The sequence below is a fragment of the Eisenbergiella sp. OF01-20 genome, from assembly GCF_003478085.1.
Taxonomy (GTDB): Bacteria; Bacillota; Clostridia; order Lachnospirales; family Lachnospiraceae; genus Eisenbergiella.
Window position 1 is genome coordinate 1 of the sequence record NZ_QUES01000029.1, and the last position, 21,867, is coordinate 21,867.

The 21,867-nt window shown below is 49.0% G+C and carries 13 protein-coding genes; 12 read left to right on the forward strand and 1 reads right to left on the reverse strand.

The window, feature by feature from the left end; genetic code table 11:
* From DXA36_RS24155 to DXA36_RS33110, 3 genes are all read left to right on the forward strand, one after another.
* A partial coding sequence (locus DXA36_RS24155; protein WP_182479242.1) for an S-layer homology domain-containing protein occupies window positions 1-2,736 on the forward strand: 2,736 nt, incomplete at its 5' end.
* A gap of 615 nt (window positions 2,737-3,351) precedes the next feature.
* The gene (locus DXA36_RS32730; protein WP_147366644.1) at window positions 3,352-3,558 is read left to right on the forward strand and encodes a hypothetical protein; all 207 of its coding nucleotides are present in this window, start codon (window positions 3,352-3,354) and stop codon (window positions 3,556-3,558) included.
* 284 nt (window positions 3,559-3,842) lie between these two features.
* A complete protein-coding gene (locus DXA36_RS33110; protein ID WP_182479248.1) occupies window positions 3,843-4,388 on the forward strand; it encodes a hypothetical protein in 546 nt (181 codons plus the stop codon).
* Window positions 4,389-4,623: 235 nt separating this feature from the next.
* Here the strand turns inward: DXA36_RS33110 and DXA36_RS24170 are convergent, their stop codons facing one another.
* Window positions 4,624-5,790 carry a helix-turn-helix transcriptional regulator gene (locus tag DXA36_RS24170; RefSeq protein ID WP_118681994.1) on the reverse strand — a complete coding sequence of 389 codons (1,167 nt, stop codon included), beginning with the start codon at window positions 5,788-5,790 and terminating at the stop codon, window positions 4,624-4,626.
* 218 nt (window positions 5,791-6,008) lie between these two features.
* Here DXA36_RS24170 and DXA36_RS24175 point away from each other — a divergent pair, with 218 nt between their 5' ends.
* The 9 genes from DXA36_RS24175 (at window position 6,009) to DXA36_RS24215 (ending at window position 21,781) form a co-directional block, all read left to right on the forward strand.
* Complete coding sequence (locus DXA36_RS24175; protein WP_118681995.1) at window positions 6,009-7,400, forward strand: MFS transporter; 1,392 nt, start codon at window positions 6,009-6,011, stop codon at window positions 7,398-7,400.
* Between the two features lie 5 nt (window positions 7,401-7,405).
* Entirely contained in the window at window positions 7,406-9,433 is a 2,028-nt protein-coding gene (locus tag DXA36_RS24180; RefSeq protein WP_118681996.1) for a hypothetical protein, read from the forward strand.
* A gap of 228 nt (window positions 9,434-9,661) precedes the next feature.
* Window positions 9,662-11,383 carry a sensor histidine kinase gene (locus DXA36_RS24185; RefSeq protein ID WP_118681997.1) on the forward strand — a complete coding sequence of 574 codons (1,722 nt, stop codon included), beginning with the start codon at window positions 9,662-9,664 and terminating at the stop codon, window positions 11,381-11,383.
* Window positions 11,380-12,951 (forward strand): response regulator transcription factor, encoded by a 1,572-nt coding sequence (locus tag DXA36_RS24190; protein WP_118681998.1) that lies wholly within the window; start codon window positions 11,380-11,382, stop codon window positions 12,949-12,951. The genes DXA36_RS24185 and DXA36_RS24190 overlap by 4 nt, the downstream gene beginning before the upstream one ends.
* A gap of 121 nt (window positions 12,952-13,072) precedes the next feature.
* Window positions 13,073-14,623, forward strand: coding sequence for an extracellular solute-binding protein (locus DXA36_RS24195; protein ID WP_118681999.1), 1,551 nt, complete (start codon window positions 13,073-13,075; stop codon window positions 14,621-14,623).
* A gap of 65 nt (window positions 14,624-14,688) precedes the next feature.
* Window positions 14,689-15,633, forward strand: coding sequence for an ABC transporter permease (locus DXA36_RS24200; protein ID WP_118682000.1), 945 nt, complete (start codon window positions 14,689-14,691; stop codon window positions 15,631-15,633).
* Window positions 15,634-15,647: 14 nt separating this feature from the next.
* Window positions 15,648-16,535, forward strand: coding sequence for a carbohydrate ABC transporter permease (locus tag DXA36_RS24205; RefSeq protein WP_118682001.1), 888 nt, complete (start codon window positions 15,648-15,650; stop codon window positions 16,533-16,535).
* A gap of 97 nt (window positions 16,536-16,632) precedes the next feature.
* Window positions 16,633-19,275 carry a hypothetical protein gene (locus DXA36_RS24210; protein WP_118682002.1) on the forward strand — a complete coding sequence of 881 codons (2,643 nt, stop codon included), beginning with the start codon at window positions 16,633-16,635 and terminating at the stop codon, window positions 19,273-19,275.
* 91 nt (window positions 19,276-19,366) lie between these two features.
* Window positions 19,367-21,781, forward strand: coding sequence for a glycoside hydrolase family 3 N-terminal domain-containing protein (locus DXA36_RS24215; protein WP_207666377.1), 2,415 nt, complete (start codon window positions 19,367-19,369; stop codon window positions 21,779-21,781).
* Window positions 21,782-21,867 lie beyond the last annotated feature (86 nt).

Below are 21,867 nucleotides of genomic sequence, written 5' to 3' on the forward strand. Positions count from 1 at the left end.
GGCGGTACCATCACCGTCCAGGACAACGCCGTGGTGTTCGCCACGGGCCACCACAACGCGGATCACATCGGCGGCGGCTCCGGAGACACCGGCAAAGGCGACAGCGGCACCATCCACCAAGACGGCGGCGTGATTTTCGAGGGCACGGCCGGCGCAGTCTGCGGCGACGTAACCCTGCCCGGCGACCTGACCATTCCGGGCGGCTCCACGCTGACCAATGACCACACCCTCACCAACAACCACACCCTCACCAACAACGGCACCATCGACGGCTCCGGCACTCTGGAAGGCAGCGGCATTTTTCAGGGCACGGGCACCTACATTACAAAAGTTACCCGCACCATCGCTGCCCCCACCCGTGCAGACGCCACCCAAACCAGCGTGACCTTGAACGCCGTCAGTCCCAAGGGGGACGGCAGGGTGGCATACGCGAGGAACGACACAAACACCGCCCCGGTGGACGGCTGGCAGACCGGATTGACCTTTGACGGCCTGACAGCGGGCACGGCCTACTATTTCTTTGCCAGAGTTACGGGCGGCACAATCTATATGGACGTGACCTCTGACGGCGCGGCGTTCTCGACGGCGGACCTCTCTCCCGTAACCATCACGGAAATCCCCGGCGTGACGGCCCCGGCTACGGGAGCGGTCCCCGTAACGACGGTTACCCCCACGGCGCAGTACACCGGCACGGTGGCGTGGAACCCCGACCCCGGCACAGCCTTTGCCGCCGAGACGGAATACATCGCCACCATCACATTGAGTCCTAAAGACGGCTACACCCTGCAGGGCGTGGCGCAGAACGCTTTCACCGTGGCGGGGGCGAACGCCACCAATGATGCGGACAGCGGCATCGTCACGGCGGCTTTCCCAAAGACAAGCGCTGACCCGGTCTATTCCATCCGGGCGCTCCCGGCGGCCCTGGACTTCGGCACCGTCACCGTGGGCGACGCCTCCCCCGCCGGACAGACCGTGACAGTGGAGAACACGGGCAATCAGGACGTGACACTCTCCCAGCCCTCGGCCACCGGCTATGACGTGGGAAATCTCTCCCAAACAGTGCTTGCGCCGGGTGAAAAGGCCACGTTCACTGTCCAGCCCCAGGCGGGGTTTGCGGCGGGCTCCCACAAGGGGAGGCTGGCCATCAACGGCTCCTTTGGCAGCAGCGCCGCGGTTTCCCTCTCTTTCACCGTCAACGCGCGGGAAAGCGGGGGGAGCGGAGGCGGCAGCAGCAGCGGAGGCGGCAGCTACTACCTTATCACTACCCCGGAACTGCCGAAGCCCAATCCTCCCATGCTGGCCGTGATCGAGCTGCCTGTTTCCGTGGAGAACGGAACGGCCGCCGGCAGGGCGGACGATGAGCGTACGGCGTCGGCCATAGCCGGGGCCGGGAGGGATGCCAAGGCCAGGACAAACGGGATCGCGGTGCAATATGACGCACAAACGGCCACGGCCTACGACGGCTTTTCCATCGTGATTGCGCGGGCCACCCTCGACCGTCTGATCGCCGCCAAGGTGAAGTATGTCACCTTAAACACCGGCGTTGTGGATATGACCTTTGACCTCGCGGCCCTGCAAGCGATTCAGAAGCAGGCCTCCGGCGACATCACCCTGACCGCCGTCCGGGAAACCGGCCTGGCCGGGGACGCGCTGGCCGCTGTCGGATCCCGCCCCGCCTACCGGCTGGCCGTGGGCTATACCGGCGCGGACGGCAAGACGGCCACGGTAGACAGCTTCGGCGCAGGCCGCGTCACCATAGGCCTCGCCTACAAGCCCGCTGAAAACGAGCAGGCCGGCGGCCTGTATCTGGTTTACAGCGCGGACGGAAGGGGTGCGGAGTGGCTGTATCAATCCGGCTACGACAGGAACAGCGGAAACGTGATCGCCTCCGCCGGGCATTTCAGTGTGTACGGCGTGGGTTATCGGACAGCCCCGGCCTTTGCCGACACGGCGGGACACTGGGCCAAAGGGGATATTGATTTTGCGGTGAGCCGGGGCCTGTTCTCCGGCACATCGGAATCTGCCTTCACACCAAACGGCATCCTCACGCGGGGCATGTTCGTAACGGCGTTGGGGCGGCTGGCCGGGATAGACCCCGCCGCCTACCCTTCCGGCCGGTTTAGCGACGTAGCCCCCACCGCCTACTACGCCCCCTTTGTGGAGTGGGCGGCCTCCAAGGGCATTGTGGACGGCACGGGCGAAAAGACCTTCTCGCCTGACACGCCGATCACCCGGGAGCAGATGGCGGTTATCATGCAGCGGTACGCCCAAAAGCTGGGGTACCCCCTGCCCGTGGCGCGGGAGGCCGTGGCCTTTACGGACGCCAGCCAGATCACCGGCAGCAGGAAAGATGCGGTGCGGGCCATCCAGCAGGCCGGGATTATGAGCGGCAAGGGCGATAACCATTTCGGCCCGGGGGACGCCGCCACCCGCGCCGAGGGCGCCGTGGTGCTGCGCCGGTTCGTCGAAGTGGTCATCGACCCCTCCACCGCTGGCGGCTGGGGGCAGGACGACGCCGGACACTGGCTCTACTATCTGGACGGCAGGCCCGCCACCGGCTGGAAACAGCTGGACGGCAAATGGTATTGGTTTGACGCTGCTGGCCTCATGCAGGCCGGGGGCTGGAAGCAGATCGGCGATAGCTGGTACTACTTCTACCCGGACGGCAGCATGGCCGTGAATACCAAGGCGGACGGCTATGAGGTCGGCCCGGACGGCAAGCGGAAAGAAGATTAACTAAACAAGTGCGTCACCCATACGGACGGGGCGGCGGGCGTAGGGAGTACCCTTGCCCGCCGCCCTGTTTCGGGAAAGGGGTGTCATGGGAAAAGGGGTATTGGCCATAGGATACGACAAAGAGAAGTTCAGCGAAGCCAAGAGCGAATTCTTGAAATTAAGCCGTTTTTGCGTCGCAACTTGCGTTATTTGCTTATTTTCTGACAGTCTGTGGTCAGGCTGTTGTCAGTTTGTCCCATTATAATTTCCATTCCGCGCGCCTTCGGGCGCGGCACAAATAGTAATGAAAGATTTTCAAAACCTCTACTCCGTGAGATAATGCTTGTTAAAAGCTATACTACAAAGCACGGGAGGAGGAGATCCCTGCAGGGATGCTTTCCCTCAACCTTAATGATAATGTACAGATTCAGGGCAGTCTGTACGATCCCTGAAGTCAGGCATACATATATGGATTTGGTTACCAGGATCGTAGAAAAAAACTTTTCTTTTCAATTGGGAAACTGGTGCAGGGAGCACGGCGTCTGCTATATCGGACATTTGATTGAAGATAACAACCAGCATACAAAGATGGGATCTTCTTTAGGTCATTTTTTTCAAGGACTGGGTGGACAGGACATGGCTGGAATTGATGATATTGGCGGTCAGGTATATCCGGGAGGAGAAGAAGATTCTTACGATATGGGAACATTCCGATGCAGGGATGGGGAATTTTATCTGCACCGTTTCCAGATCCGGAATGCCGCCCCATTTCTATGCGCATGGGCAGAATCCTATATATCGTCATTTTGGCTGCATAATGTTATATATGAATCGTGTATGTGAACTAATTAGCGATGGTTATCATACCGCCCAAGTAGCGGTAATATACCATGCAGAAGGGGAAGGGACTGGACGTGCCATGTACTCTCAGACTGTGGGGCATTTGCTTTGTGATAACCAGATAGAGTATGATTATCTTCCACAGGATGTCTTTGATGAGGAGGAGCGTTACCATGCACGGGTAATGGATAAAAAAATTAAAGATCAACACGCAGGAATACAGTGTTGTATTAGTCCCAACGACACAATTTATAACGGAAACCTTCATACAGGCTATAGAAATGCTGATGGATCATGGAGTACCTGTATATTTTATAGAAGCATATCCGGAAAGAATTTGTATTGACAGGACAAAGGCGTTGAACAGGGAGATGCAAAAGGGTGAAAGATTTGATGAAAAGGTTTCTGCTACACTGCTTAATTCCATTAAAAGAGCAAAGGTGATTTCCCTTGCCCATGTACCAACGGAAATGCGGCAGATTGGCGCTGCCGAAATACAGCTTGAACAGGAAAACGATAGACTCCGCTATTACCATTATACCCACCAGGATAATATGGAGGTTTTTATGTTCGTTAATGAAGGGACATCTCCTTATCATGGTGGTATTCAGATTGGAAAAGAAGGAGTGCCATTTATTTATGATGTATGGGAAAATGTGATTCGTCCTGCAATTTATAGGGTAGGGAAGTATAGAGTAATATACCGCTATTTAAAAGACGGGGTATTAGATATACTTGTAGTTATGGAAATGTTGCCGGAGAGCGAACAGGAATCTGCAAGCCAGTTCATTAAAAGGCTGGTGCTTGCATGGGACCTGGATTTACAAAAGTAACAAAGGAAGAACGGCAAAGGTTGGAAGCGGCAGAACAGAGAATTGACAGCGGGGGATATGTAAAAGACAGTGAAATTAAATGGGATTAAGAATAAGCAGTTGCAGGCTGAAAGGGCGGCAGCCGCTTATTTTACGGGTGTGCACCGTGTTTCCAGAAAGTCTGCAGATTTTCTGGACGTGGCAGGAAAAAGCCCCAGATTATTAATAAAGTAGTAAAGTCGTGTTATATTGGTAATCAAATATCAGGATTTTCCCTGTATTCCTTCGGTGTTTTTCCTATAACCCTTTTAAAAACACTGCAGAAATAACTCTGGGAAGAAAAGCCCAACATTTCTGCAATGGTTACAAGGGAAAGCTCTTTATATTCCAATAGCCGTCTGGCCTCTTCTATTTTGCATTCCTGAACATAAATGGAAATGGTTTTCCCCGTTTCCTTCCTGAAATGTGTACACAGATAAGAACCGTTCATATGCAGGTTTTCAGCCAGGAGTGCAGGAGTTATCCTTTCATAAAGGTGTGACTGAATATACTGGTGAATTTGGCGCACAGTAACGGAATGGGAATGGAACTGGTGTATCCGGGCAATGCGCTTGGTATATTCCTTAAAATAATCATAGAACAGATAAGTAAGCTCGGACTTTGTCTTTGCATGGAGGATTTTGTCCAGGTAATAGGAGGCCAGCGCATTGGCCAGGCTGAAATCCATTCCCGCCTGGACGGAGGTACGTGAGGCCATGATATTAGCGCTTAAAATATAGATGCGCATATAATCAATGCTGATTTCATCCCAGGAGTCAGCGTGGATAAAATGTTCATTCAGCAGTTTTTCCATGGCATCCAGGCGGCCATAGCGCAAATAGGACATCAGGGTGTTTTCATTCCAGGGATCTTCAGGTGCCACTTCAATTTTTAGTTCAATAGGCAGTTCCTCCAGGACGGGATAGGGAATGTTCCATGAAAATGGCATTCCCACAATATCCGGTTCTGTTTTTTGATTCAGTGCATAATTCAGGAGCTTTAGATGGGAGAACAGTGTTGGGAGGTCGCAGACTGCATTTTTGGAAAAATAGGTGCGCAGCGCAGGCTCATCCGAAGCCTTGCGTCCCAGTCGGTGCAGGATAAGCTCTGCCTGCCGGGGAAGGCACTCAAAGGGCATCAGCGGTCCCACAAACACAATCCCATTTTCTTCCGGCACAGTTATTCCGCCGAAATACAGATATTCCGGTGTGAAGCTGTACCATACGGGCGGAAGATTGGCAGAAAGGGAATTCATTAAGATTAAGGGAAGATTAAAATTCTGCAGAGAGAGTTCTGATTTTTCCACAAGCTCTTTCCCTTTAAAAAAGCTGAGCGGTACCCGGTTTGCCTGATAGTACTGGTTAAGAAAAAAGGTGAGATCCATTATTGCCTCCGATCATATATTACCGAGAGAGGAATAAAATCAAGGGTTTGAAAACAATATGCAGCCGTTACTATATCAAACCCATGATAGAATATAAACTTTAACAAATATATTAACATAAAAATAAATATATTGATATAGCAAAAAGAATAACTCGGCTATGATATCACTGGAAACAAGCGATTCGCACAAATATAAGATCAGGAGGAAAAGTTTTTATGGGAAAACGTGAAAAGAATCCCAAAGCCGTTGGCGTGGGGCGCATGTTTGCCTGGCAGAGCCGCGCCGTGTCCCAGGGCTGCGCACTGATGGCTATCGGATTTCTGTCCGTATATTGTACGGACACTCTGCAGATGCCGCCGGCGCTGGTGGGGACGCTGCTTGTAATCAGCAAGCTGCTGGATGGCTTTACGGATATCATAGCCGGTTATATTGTAGACAAAACCAATACAAAATGGGGAAGAGGACGGCCGTATGAATTGTGTATTGTGGGAGTTTGGTTTTGTACATGGCTGATGTTTACCTGCTCTCCGGCATGGAGCATGGTAGTGAAAAGCGCGTGGATTCTATGCATGTATGCGTTGGTAAACAGTGTCTTTTATACCTTCCTGAATGCCAACAATACGGTGTATATGGTGCGTGCCTTCCGGTATGAGGAGCAGTTTGTAGCGCTGAATTCCTACGGAAACATTATCAGTATGCTGGGCACGGTGGCCTTCAATGTGCTTTTCCCGATCTGTATGGCCAGGTTTGCCACAAGTGCATCCGGCTGGAGTATGCTGATTGCCATGTTTGCCATACCGCTGGCTGTTATCGGACTGATGCGTTTTCTTTTCATCAGGGAAACCATTGACGTGGATGTTGTGGATGAAAACGGAAAAAAAGAAAAGGTCAATTTCCACGATGTGAAAAAGGTACTTACCAAAAACCCCTATATTTACATAGTAGCCATTGTTCTGTTTGTCTGCAATTTTGTCACGAATATGGGGGTGAATGTTTATTACTTCACTTACGTGGCGCATAACGTTTCCATTATGGGAATTATCAGCGCTATACAGATGATAGGCATACCGGTGGTGATTATATTCCCGGCCATCATCAAAAGATTCTCCACAGCAAAGCTGATGTTTGTCGGCTGTCTGCTCAGCGCTTTCGGGTATCTTCTGAATTTCTTTGCAGGCGGAAACATGGTGATTCTGGGAATCGCCGCAGTCTGCTACGGCATCGGCAGCGTGCCTATTTCCATGCTTGTTAATCTGCTTATTATTGAATGTGCCAATTTCAATGAATGGAAGGGGATGCAGCGTATGGAAGGGACATTGGGCTGTGTGACCGGATTTGCCACCAAAGTTGGTTCCGCTGTGGGAGCAGGAGTCCTGGGCGTGTTGTTGTCCCTGTCCGGTTATATCGGAGATACCAGCCTGATTCCAGACAGCGCCGTCATGATGATACGTACTCTTTTCAGCCTGGTTCCGGCGGTGCTGTGGGTACTGGTGGCTCTGAGCCTTCTGCTCTATAAGCTGGATAAGCTGATGCCCCGGATCAGGGAGGAAAATGAAGCACGAAGACAGGCTATCGGAGAAAAAGCGGAAGGACAGAAGAAAGGATGAGGACTATGCAGGAAAATAAAATATATATCCCGGAGGAAGATCCCTATTTCGCCCGCCCATATATTGATGTGGAAGAATGGAGGGATACGCCGCTGCGCCACTTATATGTCCACGGCGGTTTTGAAGGAACAAAGAAGGACGGTACTGAAGTGAAATTCTGCTTCTACTTCCCGGAAAAGGAGAAGTATGAGGGGCGTTTTTATCAGTATGTATCCCCTGCGCCGGAGGATGAGCATGAAAGTGAGCATCTGACGGGAGAGGACGACAAAATCAGTTTTGCCCTGACTCATGGCGCATATTATGTGGTGACCAACCAGGGCGGTTTCAGCCTGACGGACGGGGAACGGCTTTTTAAATCCAGCGCCAACGGCGCACAGTTTGGCCGTAAGACGGCGCAGCGGATTTACGGATATGAGCACCGGCCCTTTGGTTATATCTTTGGCGGAAGCGGCGGAAGCTTTAAGACCATGAGCTGCATGGAAATGACTAAAGGAATCTGGGACGGAGGCGTTCCCTATGTGCTGGCAAATCCCATGGCCACACCCAATGTGTTCAGTCCCAGGGTCCGTGTCATGCGGGTGCTGGGGGAGGAGGGACTGAAAAAAATCGTAGACAACATGGAACCTGGCGGAAGTGGAGATATTTATCAGGGCCTGGATAAAACGCAGAGGGAGGTCCTTTTGGAAGCGACGAAAATGGGCTTTCCGAAACGGGGCTGGTTTTGCTGGCCGTTTATGGGTGACGGTTCTCTGATGGTCCTGGCGCCGATGATCTATCGGATATACCCTCAGTATTTCCTGGATTTCTGGTCGAAGCCCGGCTTTGCAGGGGCGGATCCGGACAGCACGGAGGCCAGGGATCGGGTACAGTTTGTCACAACAGTGAAGGAACTGGTTTATCCGGAAAAAAAGGAATCAGGGGAAGCCTATACCAGTGTTGACAACAGCTGGATCAATACTCTGATCGGAAACAATGAAACGCCGGTCATCCGGCTGGCACAGCTGCCCGATGCGGATGCTTATCTGTTCCACAGCCGTATCCGTGTCCTGAACGGCGGTGCAGCGGGAAAGGAGTGTTCCATCGATAGGATCGAAGGGGATCTGCTGACCGTCAGCAGCGCATATGACGGCAGCAACGCAGGCAATTCCCTGGAGGGATTGGAACCGGGAGATCAGATAATGCTCGACAACAGCGATTACCTGGCCATGCAGACTCTGCAGCGCCATCAGGTGCCGGATGCCAGCTATTATGTATATGAACAGTACCGGGACGGAAACGGAAATCCCCTGTATCCCCAGCTGCCCGTATTGATTGCGCCGTTGATTGCACAGAATGGAGGCGGTTCCGTGCCCAACGGCCGGATCAATGGCAAAGTAATCGCCGTCTGCAGCATACTGGATGAAAGCGCCCTTGCATGGCATGGAGACTGGTACCGGAATGCGGTGCGGCAGGCAAAGGACGGGGATGAAGAAAACTGGTTCCGCCTGTACTATAATGATAACTGTATACACGATGACAGGGCAGGGTATTTGGACGACAGGCAGCATCAGGTGGATTACCTGGGCATTCTTCATCAGGCCCTGCTGGATATCGCCGACTGGTGTGAAAAAGGGATTGCGCCTGCGCCCACAACCAATTACCGGGTAAATGATGGGCAGATTGAGGTCCCGGCAGGCGCAGCAGAGCGCGGCGGACTGCAGCCGGTAGCGGATGCTTATGCCAACGGAAAAAAATGCACTACCGTAAAGGCGGGGGAGCCTGTTATATTTACCGCAGATATTGAAGTACCGCTTCAAGCCGGCAAGGTGACCGCAGCCGCCTGGGATTATGAAAAAACGGATGATTTCAGTGAATTGATGCCGTTTGAGACAGAAGAAGACGGTAGGATCGCCTATGTAAAGACCACCCATGTATTTACAAAGCCCGGCACCTATTTCCCGGTGCTTAAGGTACAGAGCAGCCGGGATGGGACATTGGAGGATATATTTGTTCAGTGCAGGAACCTGGATCGGGTGCGGGTGATTGTAGAGTAAAATAGGCTGTAAAGAAAGAGAAGTATTTTGCACCAGGAGAGGAGTCGCAACGACTCCTTTTCTGGTGTATCGTTTCTATTAGTCAGGTAATCCTGTCAGATTGGTACGGTTCGGGCAGATCTGAACAGTTGCTGCTATGTCACAAAATAAACAGTTAAAGTCGCAAAAAGGATATCTGCTCTTCATAAATAGGGATATAATTATATTTGGAGCAATGGAGATAAAGCTATGATGACAAATTCTTTATTAAAGAGCGATAATGGGAAGAAGACCAGAATGTTCAGCTTAAGGCGGCAGATACTCAGGTTTGTAATAACTTTGGCTTTTTTGCTGCTTCTGATAATGATTACAGTAATGACAATACTGATTCATTCCTACCAGCGAAAAGTAGATAGTACGCAGTGGGAGAATGTGTCTTCTTATGCAGCGTCAATTGATAACAGCGTGCTGCAGCTTAGGGATACCGTTGGATACATATATTCCGAGAACAGCATTTTCCAGGGATTATATCTATATCAGCCTGCCGATGACAGGGTTAATTCGGTTGTAAATATGTTGAATCTGCTGAAACTCCAGGTTAAATCGAACAGAAATCTTGGAGGCTTGTTCATTTATTATGACAGCGATAAAAAACCTCTTTATTTTGTAAATGAAGAGATGTCTTTCCAGGATAAAGAAATGATAAAAAGTGCAGGACGTGCGGTACAGGGAACCAGCAATGCTTTTATCGACTACGTGCTCAGGGCCGACAGTGATACCTATTATAATGTTTATATGCAGAAAAATACCGCTGCAATAAGCGGAAATATCAGTCTGAGCCATGGACTTCCTGTAGATGTGGGTGAAGATGAGGAGTATGGGATTATTTATGAAGGCGTCTTTTATCATATAGCGGGCAGAAATTCGGAGATTTCAGACAGGGATCTTCTGTTGCTCAAGCCTGGCAAAATATGTTTGAACGGTATGGTTGCCTATGTGCAGAAACTGGACAGCGCTGCCATGTCAGTAGTGAAGATTCTTCCGCAGAATATATGGCTTTATATCAACGGAGTCCATATTTTCCTGCTTATCCTGGGGATTCTGCTGATTCTATTTTCTTTGCGGCTTTATCGTTTTACATCCGATCAGCTGTCCATTCCTCTTGAGGATATGACAAATGCGCTGCTAAATATCCAGGGCGGGATATGGGAAGTGGATTTCAACGCTTCTAACCGGATTACAGAGATAGAAAATGTACGGCAGACCGTGCGGATGATGCTAAAGGAAATAGAGCAGTATAAAATCAAATCGTATGAAGAACAGCTGGAAAAGCAAAAGGTTCAGCTGCAGTTTCTGCAATTGCAGCTTGCTCCCCATTTTTATACCAACTGTTTGAAAAATGCATATTACATGCTGATGATGAAGGAATATGAGAATGCAGAAGAGTTTCTGCTCTGTCTTTCCACCCATTTAAGGTATCTGCTTCAGACGGATGCAAAGATGGTGACGGTACAGACGGAAAAGGAGTTTGTGGATAATTATATTACAATGCAGTCAATTTTATCATCCAGACCGCTTCTGTGTGAAATAGCGGTGGATGAAAAAGCAGCCGCACTGGAAATCCCCATTCTGACACTGCAGATATTTGTGGAAAACTCGGTTAAATACGGCCGTGTTATTGAAGGCCGGAATCTGGAGATACAGATTTTAGTGAAATGTCTGGGGACGGATAATGGAGAACGGCTTGATATCATCTGCTGTGATAATGGGCCGGGTTATCCGCAGGAAATGCTGGATGAACTGAATCAGAAAGAGGTATCTGCGGGAGAACAGATGGGGATTGGGATTATTAATCTGCTTGGCCGACTGCGTCTGCATTACGGGAATGAAATCAGCTGGTATTTTGATAACAGAAACGGCGCTTACAGTGAAATTATAATACCTGCAGAAAAGGGAGGGGGAGTGTCATGAAGGTACTGCTTGTTGATGATCAGGAAAGGATTCTGGCAGCAACGAAAAAACTGGTTAACTGGAATAAACTCGGGGTGGATGAGGTATTTACTGCGGACAGCGCCGCTGCGGCCAAAAGAATCCTGGAAACCCGGACAGTTGATATTATGCTGACTGATATTGAGATGCCGGGAGAAGACGGGATATCCCTGCAGAAATGGCAGGCGGAACACTATCCTCAGGTATATTGTATCTTTCTTACTTCCCATGCTGATTTTTCATATGCAAGAGAAGCGATCCATAACGGAGCGTTTGACTATATCCTGCAGCCGGCCAGCATACCGGATATTGAAGAGGCAATGGGCCGCTGTATCCGGAATCTGGAGGAAAGGGATTTGCTGTTAAAGAAAAGCAGCCTGTATGATGAACAGCTTCCCAATGCGCTGGAGTCCTATGTTATTTCTTTGTTTTATCAGAGACATCAGTTTGCCCAGATGGAGGAGTTTCGTGCGGAGTCCGGTACCCAGGGAGAGGAATGGTGGTTTCTGCCGTGTCTTGCGGAAGCCGAACAGATAACGGCGGAATCTGTAAGGGAATTACTCCTGATTGAGTTTGAGAAAAAAGACTTTTTCAGAGAGAATATGATTTATATTGCAGTAACGCTTACAGAAGAACATGCCGCAGTTTTGCTATGTGGTACAGGAAATAAGGAGCTTGCTGCAATCAGGAGGGAACTGGAGGCTGTACGGCAGCATATTTGTGAGGAAACGGGAGGATTGCTTACGGTATTTATCGGCCGGTTTGCAGGGACAGATCTGCCTGCAGCTGTAGGAGATGTCACCGATTACCAGAGAGAAATGGTTTTTAGGAAAAATGAAGTGCATCTTGTTGAAAGCAGAAAGACACAGGAGTTAAGGGTCCCGGATGGAGCTGTCTGGGGAAAGTGGCTGATTAGGAAGGATTGGGCGCTTGTTAAAAACCAGATTGTCAATCTGCTTCATTATGCACAGAAGCAGCAGTATCTGACAGTCAATTATATGCAGAAGGTGATACACAGCTTTATTGAGGCATGCTCAATCGGCTGTTATGCGCAGAATAAGAAACTGACAGAGCTTTTTACGGAAGAATTTACATATGAGAAGATGCTCCATTCCTGTTCTTCCGTAGAGGAACTCTGTGAAGGCGTGGACATTTGTCTGAGACAGTACAAGCAGCTGCTGGCAGACAGTGATGAGGAAGAAAATACATATTCGGTCCGTGAGCGCATCGAGGATGTCATCCACTATCTGGATGTAAATATGGATCGGATGATTTCAAGAAGAGAAGCCGCCAAATACGTGTTTCTGAATGAGGATTATTTTTCCAGGGTGTTCCGCAAGGAAACCGGTATGGGATATAAGGAATATCTGCTGAAACAAAAAATGGATTATGCAGGCAAGCTTCTGAGTGAAACGGATATGCCGGTGGCTCTTATTGCTTCCAAGGTTGGGTATGAAAACTTCACTAATTTCACGCAGATGTTCCGCAAGTATACGGGGACGACACCGACCGAATATAGAAAAAATCATGTAAAAGGCAGGCGGCTGTAAAGTCGGAAAATCAATAATCCAAGTCTTAAAACAGCTACTTTTCAATAAAGGGATCTAATATACTAAAGCCATCAGAAAACATTGATTTGAGTCTTCAGAAGAAGACAGATGGGAGTAAAGAATGAAAAAGAGAATTACAGCAACGTTATTATGTGCAGCTATGGTTCTTGGATCCCTGGCAGGATGCGGGTCACAGGGAACTGCGGGAAGCGCGGCATCCACACAGGCGCCGTCAGGGGAAAACACGGAGGCAGCTTCGCAGGCGCCTTCGGAAACAAAGGCTTCAACGGGTGATATGGTTACGTTATCTTTGTACATTCCAACTTTGGCGCCGTATACGGAAGAAGCGATTGCCGAAGTGCAGGATGCGGTCAATGAACATCTGGCGGATAACTATGGGATTCAGACGAAGCTTGTTTACACGGAAATCGGAAATTTTGAAAAGGCAATCAACCTGGCCATGACGACGGATGAACTGGATGTAACCTGCTATTTTACAGGAACAGGGCAGCTTTCCAACTATGTGAATAACGGACAGCTGCTGGATATCACCGATTATTTCAATAATGCTTCTGATGAACTGAAGAACAGCTTTACAGAAGCAGAGATTACCGCTTCCAGTATGAATGGACGTATGTATGGGCTGGTAAGGAAGTACCAGTATGGCGGTACGGAAGTTGCCGTATTGAACAAGGATATTGTGGAAGAAATGGGAATTGATCCCGCCTCTGTTACCGATATGGAAAGCCTGGGAGAAGTTCTGTATAAAGTGCATGAGGCGCACCCGGAAATATATGCGCTGGTTCCTCAGTCAATGAACGATATGACATGGGGAAGCCCCTGGATTGGCGGTATCGGCCTGACATCCTTTGCTTATACCAATGATATTGATTCCACGGAGGTAAAAAGCGTATTTGAACTGGAAAACTTCAGAGAATTCTGCAGCTATACTCATAAGTGGTATCAGGATGGCCTGATTATGGCAGATGCAATCAGCAATACGCAGGAAGGCAGCAGTATGGTTACTGCAGGCGCAGCATTTGCAACGCTTCACAATGCCGATATTGATCCGCTGGAAACTTTATACCCCAACACTGTCAGTACATCTGAGTTTGTCAGTCCCAGGGCGATACCTACCGATATTGGAAATCTGCAGTATGGGATAAGCGCCAACAGCGCTCACCCTGAGGAGGCCTTTACACTGTTAAGCGCTCTTTATACGGATGCCAAACTGCATACTCTGCTTTCCTATGGAATCGAAGGAAAACATTATGTAATCAATGAAGACGGACGTGCGGATTATCCGGAAGGAATGACTGCGGAAACGGAACCCTACGGCGGATTTGCAGCAACGGCAACTTACCCCAATTATCTTTTAAATCCATTGAAGGCTACTGCTGTGGTAGATGATTATAAGGCGGCCGTAGATGAATGGAATAATAAGGTGAAGGTTTCCAGGACGTTTGGTTTTTATTTTGACACAACAGAATATGGGGATTTTCTGACAGCATATAAGAATCTGGAAGAGAAATATATGCATTCTATTAAAACAGGCAGTGTGGCCCTGGATGATGTGCTTCCCACAATCCAGTCAGAGCTTGAAGCAATCGGATTCTATGATATGCTTGCCAAAGTACAGGAAGAACTGGATGCGTACCTTGCACAGCAATAAATAAGAGAATTGTTTTGGAGCAGTATAAGGCGGGAAAACAGGCAGCCGGATAAGGGGTTTGAAAAATGACTGACGGTAAAAGAAACAAAGAAAGGCCGCATAATAAAAAAGGCTTCGTTAAGAATCTTTGGAGCTATCGGGAACTGTATCTGATGATGCTCCCGGGATTCCTGTATCTGTTGATTAATAATTATATGCCTATAGGGGGATTAACCCTGGCATTTAAAAAATATGATTATTCCAAAGGGATTGCCGGAAGCCCATGGAATGGGCTGAGCAATTTCAAATTTTTATTCAGCACCAAAGATGCGGCGCTTATTATACGGAATACGCTTGGATATAATTTCGTTTTTATATTGCTGGGAACCGTATTTGCAATTGCCGTTGCCATAATCCTGAATGAAATCAGAGCGAATCTGCCCAAGAAAATATATCAGATTTTCATACTGATTCCCTACCTGATTTCCATGGTGGTGGTCAGTTATATAGCGTTTGCTTTTTTAAGTACGGATAATGGTTTTATTAATAATTCCATTTTACATAAGAAAATCAACTGGTATATGACACCGAAGTACTGGCCTTATATTTTAATTTTTGTAAATCTTTGGAAGAGCTTCGGTTATAACAGCATTATATACTATGCGACCGTAATCGGTATTGATACGTCCCTGTATGAGGCGGCGGTAGTTGACGGCGCGAACAGATGGCAGCGTATCTGGAATGTGACTTTGCCGGGGCTGCGTCCTACGATTATAACCCTGACCCTTCTTTCTGTCGGGAGAATCTTTTATTCCGATTTCGGGCTGTTTTATCAGGTGCCCATGAATTCAGGACTTTTGTATGATGTGACGACGACAATTGACGTATATGTATATAAAGGACTGATCCTGCTAAATGATGTGGGAAGATCGGCAGCGGCCGGCTTCTTCCAGTCTATCTGCGGATTTATTCTCGTTTTGACTGCAAACCTCGTAGTATCAAAAATTGATAAGGATAATGCATTGTTTTAGAAAAGGAGCGGAAAATGGTTCAACATGATAAAATACAACAGACACTCATGCACGCATTCATGATTCTTCTGGTAATGAGCTGCATCCTTCCGTTCCTGCTGATGGTTATGGCATCCTTTACGGAAGAGGCGACCCTGACGAGGAACGGCTACAGTTTTTTCCCTGAAGTATTCAGCCTGGAGACTTATCGTTATATTATCAAGAGTGCGGGAACAATCCTCAGAGGATATGTAATGACGATAGTAATTACCCTGATTGGAACGGCCTGCAATCTGATCTTGACAGTCCTCTTTGCCTATCCGTTATCGAGAAAGGATCTGCCATACCGCGGTTTTCTTTCCTTCTTCCTGTTTTTTACGATGCTGTTTAACGGCGGACTGGTGCCTACCTATATGATGTATGCCAATACCTTTCATATTAAAAATACTATGTTTGCCCTGATTGTGCCCTCCCTCATGATGAATGCGTTTTATGTGATAATGATGCGGTCCTTCTTCTCTTCCAGTATACCGGATTCTCTGATAGAGGCGGCAAAGCTGGACGGGGCCAGTGAACGGAAAATATTGATGCGCATTGTTGTGCCGCTTTCCAAGCCTATGATCGTTACATTGGTGTTAATGGTGGGATTGGGGTATTGGAACGACTGGATGAACGGACTGTATTATGTCACGGATCAGAAGCTTTATACGATACAGATGATTCTTAACAATATGATTAACAACATTGAATTCCTTACAAGGAATGCAAGCATGCTGGGATCAGCAGCATCAAGCATGAGAATCCCCCAGGTAGGCATCCGTATGGGTATTGCGGTAATTGCAGTGCTGCCTATTTTAATTATCTATCCCTTCCTGCAGAAATATTTCGTAAAAGGGATTGTAATCGGAGGTGTGAAGGGCTGATTTGTGAAATCGGACTTTGAATTACAGGAATAAATGCGAATAGATTCCCGGAAAAGGAATCTGTTCGCTTCTTTTATAATAGGAAGGAAAGCTGATTATGGACAGTATATTGCAGGAAATGATGTCAGATGAAACAATACCAAATTATCTGCATCCTTTCACCGCTTTATCCGTACAGGATGACTTTGCTGCAGTGAAAGAAAGAATTCTGAAACAGAAGAGGATTGGAATCCGTTCTATGAATCTTCTTTGGAGCGGAAAAGAGGAGGATGAAAGTTTTACCCCATTTAATTCGGATAAATACTGGACGAGAATCCAATGGGTGGCGGATATCTGCCGGGAGCAGGGGATGACCTTCATGATGCAGGATGCCGCTCCATTTCCCACAGGCAGGGTAGAAGGGGTTCTGGAAAAGGAAGAATACCTGGAATTAAACAAGCTGTATCTGGGAGAGAGGCATTTGGATGTAAAGGGGCCTGTTTCGGAGGGCTGCTTTCTTATTTCCGATCTGACGGGTTCCATCCGCAGTACGGATCAGGAAAAGGGCTTTGGTAAAGCCAGGCCGTTTCCGGGAGATAAGCTGTTTGCGGTTGTTGCTTTGCCGAGGCTGGAAGAGGGGCTTTGTATGTCCGCCGGGATTGATCTGACAGATCAGGTCAGGGACGGCATGCTTCTCTGGGAAGTACCGGAGGGCCTGTGGAGAATTTTTGTGATATTTGAAACACATAATGACGGCGGCAGGCGGTATTATATGGATCTTTTAAATCCGGATTCGGCAGCCTTGAATATCAGGACGATTTATGAACCCCATCTGGAACATCTGAAGGAGGAAATCGGAAAAACCTGGCTGGGTTTCTTTTATGATGAAGCAGAGATAGGAAACTTATGGGGATACTGCTATCCGGTGCTTCCCGGGAGTAAAAGGAATCAGGAAGGGGAAAGCATGGCCCTGCCCTGGAGCAGGCAGGCCGCAGAATGCTGGAAGGAAATATGGAAAGAAGACTTCCGCAGAGTACTGCCTCTTCTCTGGGAAAAGGATGACGGACAGTTTCACAGAGTGCGTTACCTTTTTATGGATATGATTTCCCGTATTGTCCGGGAAACCTACAATGGGCAGATGCACAAGTGGTGCAGGAGTCATGGCCTTGGTTATATCGGCCATAATCTGGAGGACGAGAACACCCACTGCAGTCTGGCAAATGGCCCGGTACATTATTTCAGGATGCAGGCCCATCAGGATGCGGCTGGAATTGACCTCATCGGCGGGCAGCTGATGCCCGGAAAGGACTTTCCCCAGGCCTGGTATGGAAGTACGGAGGGAGACGGTGAATTTTATCATTATGGGATAGCCAAGCTTGCATCGTCGGCCGCCCATATTGATCCCGGCAAGAAGGGAAGAAGCTTCTGTGAGGTATTTGCGGTATATGGGGATATAGCCGGTTCCCGGCTTCGTAAATTCGTATATGATCATCTTCTGGTAAACGGAATCAATGAAATGATACCGGCTCCGCCTGAAATACCCGGAGCAGAGGAGAGATGCTGCAGGGAGGAGAACAGCTATGTGAACAGGATGTGCCATTTGATGCACCGGACAAAGGCGGTAATAAAAACGGCAATTTTGTATCATGCCGAGGCGGAATGGTTCCAGGGTGATTTCCAAAGATTTCAGATTCCCGGCGGAGAACTGGCAAGGCATCAGATTAGCTATGATGTGATACCTGCCGACGTATTTACCGATACGGATTATTACAGTACGGATACGGGAAAAGGGCTGGCGGTTAATGGAAATGTGTATGAGGCGCTGATAATACCGGCTGCGCAGGCTCTTCCGGAGTCCGTTTCCCGATTTCTGCAGGCGGCGGAGAAGACAGGCTTTCCGGTTCTGTTTTGTGACCGGAGGCCGGACGTGATAGCGGAAAACGGCAGACCATTAACCTGTGCCTATGGTATGCTGGTAAAACAGACACAACTGGCCGGGGCGCTGGATAAGTTGATTCACCGCGATATTTTTTTGGGTGACGAAAACCCGGATATCAGATATGCACATTTTACATGTGACGAGGGAGAGTATTATCTTCTTGTTAATGAGGGAAAGAGAGCGGAACTGTCTGTTTCCTTCCCTTATCAGAAAAATATATATTCCCTGGATGTCATGAGAAAACGTATGTGGAAAACAACGGTCATACCGGAAGAAAGAGGATGCTCCTGCATTTTTTGTATGGACGAGTTTGAAGCAAGGGTTTTGCTTCTGAGAGACAGGGAGATCCCGGAGGTAAAGGCTCCGGAAACGTTTGAACGAAAAGAATTCCAGGTAAAATGGAAGGTTTCCCTGCAGAATGGGGCGGTGTTTGAAACCGGAGAACTGGTTAATATCAATGGCGCCGGCTATTATCCCAGATATACGGGAAGAGTGGTTTATGAGACAAGCGCAGAGTGGACAGCCCTGCCGGATGTCCTTGATTTGGGGGCTGTCTATGAGAGGTGCGGTGTCTATATCAATGGAAAGCCGGTGGGCTATGCACAGAATGCACCCTACTATTTCGAGATAGGACCTTATGTAATCCGCGGGAAGAATGATATCAGAATCGAAGTGGATACCGGCACGGCAAGGGATACCCAAAAACCGGATTCCTTTGCATTTGGGCGGAGCATGAGTGCAGCGGTATACAATTCACTGGAGCCGGGCGGGTTGCTGGGGCCTGTGGCATTATATTATAAAAGAGGTTATAAAAGCATTTAAGTTCAGGGGAAATGACTGTAGAAAATTTTCCTCCCGGAATTGAAGGGATCGCTGTATTGGAAAGCAATAAACAATAGATGGAGAAAATGGAATGAAAGAACATATAAATCAAAAATATATGGATATATCGCTGGAAGCGGCAGAACGGGCCAGGCTGCTTTTGCAGGAGCTGACATTAGAGGAAAAGCTGGCGCAGCTTACCTGTTATTTTCCACAGGGAACGGATTATTCCGCATTGAAAAACAATTATCCACACGGAGTCGGGCAGGTCAGCGCATTAGAGATGAGAACTCTTGATACATTGGAGGAATGTGCACGGATGCAGCGTGAGGTTCAGGAAATGGTGATGGGGCAAAGCCCTCACCATATTCCGGCTATTTTCCATATGGAAGGGTTATGCGGGGCGTTTATCCAGGGTGCGCTCAGCCTTCCGGCAGGGATTAACCGGGCGGCTTCCTGGGATATGGAGCTGGAAGAAGAGCTGGGACGGATTGTCAGCCGGCAGGAGAAAGCAGTGGGGATTACGCATATATTCGCTCCTGTACTGGATATATCCAGGGATTCCAGAATGGGAAGGCAGGGGGAAACCTATGGGGAGGATCCCACCCTGGCCGCAGCCATGGGGACTGCTTTTACCAGGGGGATACAGGCAGAAAGGCAAAATGGCCGGAAGGCGGAGGCGGTTGCCAAGCATTTTCTCGGCTTCCATGCTTCCCATGGAGGGATCCATGGGGCTGACTGTGAAATAGGGGACAGGCTTTTGCGTGAAATATATGGGAAACCTTTTCAGGCGGCGATTACGGAAGCCGGCCTGCGTGGAATTATGCCCTGTTATTGTTCCCTGAATGGAGAGCCGGTTTCGGTTTCTAAGACAATTCTCACTGGTTTGCTGCGGGAGGAGATGGGGTTTGACGGCCTTGTGGTTTCGGATTACTGTGCCCTGGGAAATGTGCATTTAGTTCAAAGAGTGTGCCGAAGCCTGGAAGAGGCGGGGCTGAGAGGGCTGGAAGCGGGGATGGACATGGAGCTGCATGTGGTGCAGTGCTTTAATGACAGGCTGAAGGAGTGGTTTGCGGAAGGCAAAGCCGATATGGCAGTGCTGGATCGTGCCGTCATGCGTGTCCTGGCCGCTAAGTTCCGTATGGGATTGTTTGAGAACCCGTTTGCCCTGGCCGAAGAGGAGCTGGAGAAGGAATTCTTTTTTTCGGGCGACCGGGCCGTTACGGAACGTTCCGCCAGGGAATCGCTGGTATTGCTTAAGAATGACGGGACGCTTCCGCTTTCTAAAAAGATAAAAAGAATAGCCCTGATAGGCTGTCATGGGGAAACGCCAAGGGTTATGTTCGGCGGTTATACACATTTCAGCATGGCGGAAGGGCTGTACGCCGCCCAGGCCTCCATGGCCGGGGTAAAAGGAGATAACCAGCAGGTATCCATGAAAACCTATCCGGGATCAAAGGTTCAGGTGGATTCGGTAGTGCCGGAAGCGCTTGTACACAAAATCGCACCCTCGGCAAAAAGCCTGCTGGTGCAGCTGCGGGAAGAGATGCCGGAAACGGAAATACTTTATGCCTATGGGTATCCGTATGCGGGAAATGATACCTCCGGCTATGAGGAAGCCCTTGCCAAAGCGGCGGAGGCGGATCTTCTGATTCTGACTCTGGGAGGAAAGCACGGCACCAGTTCCATAGCCACTATGGGGGAGGGAGTGGATGCAGCGGATATCAACCTTCCCGTCTGCCAGGAGGAATTCATTAAGAAGGCGGCCGCCCTGGGGAAGCCTATGGTGGGGATCCATTTTAACGGCAGGCCCGTTTCCAGCGATGCGGCGGATCGGTATCTGCATGCCCTTCTGGAAGCTTTCAGCCCTTCCGAAGCGGGGGCGGAAGCGATTGCGGATGTCCTGACGGGCGTCTGTAATCCATGCGGCAAGCTTCCGGTTTCCGTGGCTTATGAAGCGGGACAGATTCCCGTGTACTACAATCATCCCAACGGTTCCGGCTGGCATCAGGGGGAAAGTGTGGGCTTTCCCGAATATGTGGATTTGCCTCACAAGCCCAGGTATGCCTTCGGGCATGGCTTGTCGTATACTTCTTTTTTGTATGAAAATCTGCGGATGGATAAGAAACAGGTGGAACCCTATGGGGAAATCCTAATCAGTGTGGATCTTATCAATGACGGCGGACGAGAGGGTATAGAGGTAGTGCAGCTATACTTAAGAGATATGTTTGCCTCCGTAACACGGCCCAATCAAGAACTTCAGGGATTTGCCCGGGTTGCGCTGAAGCCCGGACAGAAAAAAACGGTTACATTTACGGTTGGGGCAAGCCAGCTGGCTTTTCCCGACAGAGACGGAAGATGGAAAACAGAAGAGGGGGATGTGGAGGTACTCCTGGGAAGCGCTTCCGATGATATCCGCCTGACAGGGAGCTTCCGTATCAGCAGGGACGGCTATCCGGAAGGGAAAAACAGGGGATTTTATGCCAGGGTAAGGATTGAGCAGTGAACACTAGTAGTTCAGTTAAGGAAAAGTAATTTACAAGGGCTGCGGCTTAGTTGGTAACCGGACTGCGTTAATTAAAATAGGGAAAG

What these genes read in the sequence shown, in the direction of transcription:
- DXA36_RS32730 (WP_147366644.1), top strand. Translation starts at nt 3,352, where the DNA reads ATGGCTGGAATTGATGATATTGGCGGTCAGGTATATCCGGGAGGAGAA.
- DXA36_RS33110 (WP_182479248.1), top strand. Translation starts at nt 3,843, where the DNA reads ATGGATCATGGAGTACCTGTATATTTTATAGAAGCATATCCGGAAAGA.
- DXA36_RS24170 (WP_118681994.1), bottom strand. Translation starts at nt 5,790, where the DNA reads ATGGATCTCACCTTTTTTCTTAACCAGTACTATCAGGCAAACCGGGTA.
- DXA36_RS24175 (WP_118681995.1), top strand. Translation starts at nt 6,009, where the DNA reads ATGGGAAAACGTGAAAAGAATCCCAAAGCCGTTGGCGTGGGGCGCATG.
- DXA36_RS24180 (WP_118681996.1), top strand. Translation starts at nt 7,406, where the DNA reads ATGCAGGAAAATAAAATATATATCCCGGAGGAAGATCCCTATTTCGCC.
- DXA36_RS24185 (WP_118681997.1), top strand. Translation starts at nt 9,662, where the DNA reads ATGATGACAAATTCTTTATTAAAGAGCGATAATGGGAAGAAGACCAGA.
- DXA36_RS24190 (WP_118681998.1), top strand. Translation starts at nt 11,380, where the DNA reads ATGAAGGTACTGCTTGTTGATGATCAGGAAAGGATTCTGGCAGCAACG.
- DXA36_RS24195 (WP_118681999.1), top strand. Translation starts at nt 13,073, where the DNA reads ATGAAAAAGAGAATTACAGCAACGTTATTATGTGCAGCTATGGTTCTT.
- DXA36_RS24200 (WP_118682000.1), top strand. Translation starts at nt 14,689, where the DNA reads ATGACTGACGGTAAAAGAAACAAAGAAAGGCCGCATAATAAAAAAGGC.
- DXA36_RS24205 (WP_118682001.1), top strand. Translation starts at nt 15,648, where the DNA reads ATGGTTCAACATGATAAAATACAACAGACACTCATGCACGCATTCATG.
- DXA36_RS24210 (WP_118682002.1), top strand. Translation starts at nt 16,633, where the DNA reads ATGGACAGTATATTGCAGGAAATGATGTCAGATGAAACAATACCAAAT.
- DXA36_RS24215 (WP_207666377.1), top strand. Translation starts at nt 19,367, where the DNA reads ATGAAAGAACATATAAATCAAAAATATATGGATATATCGCTGGAAGCG.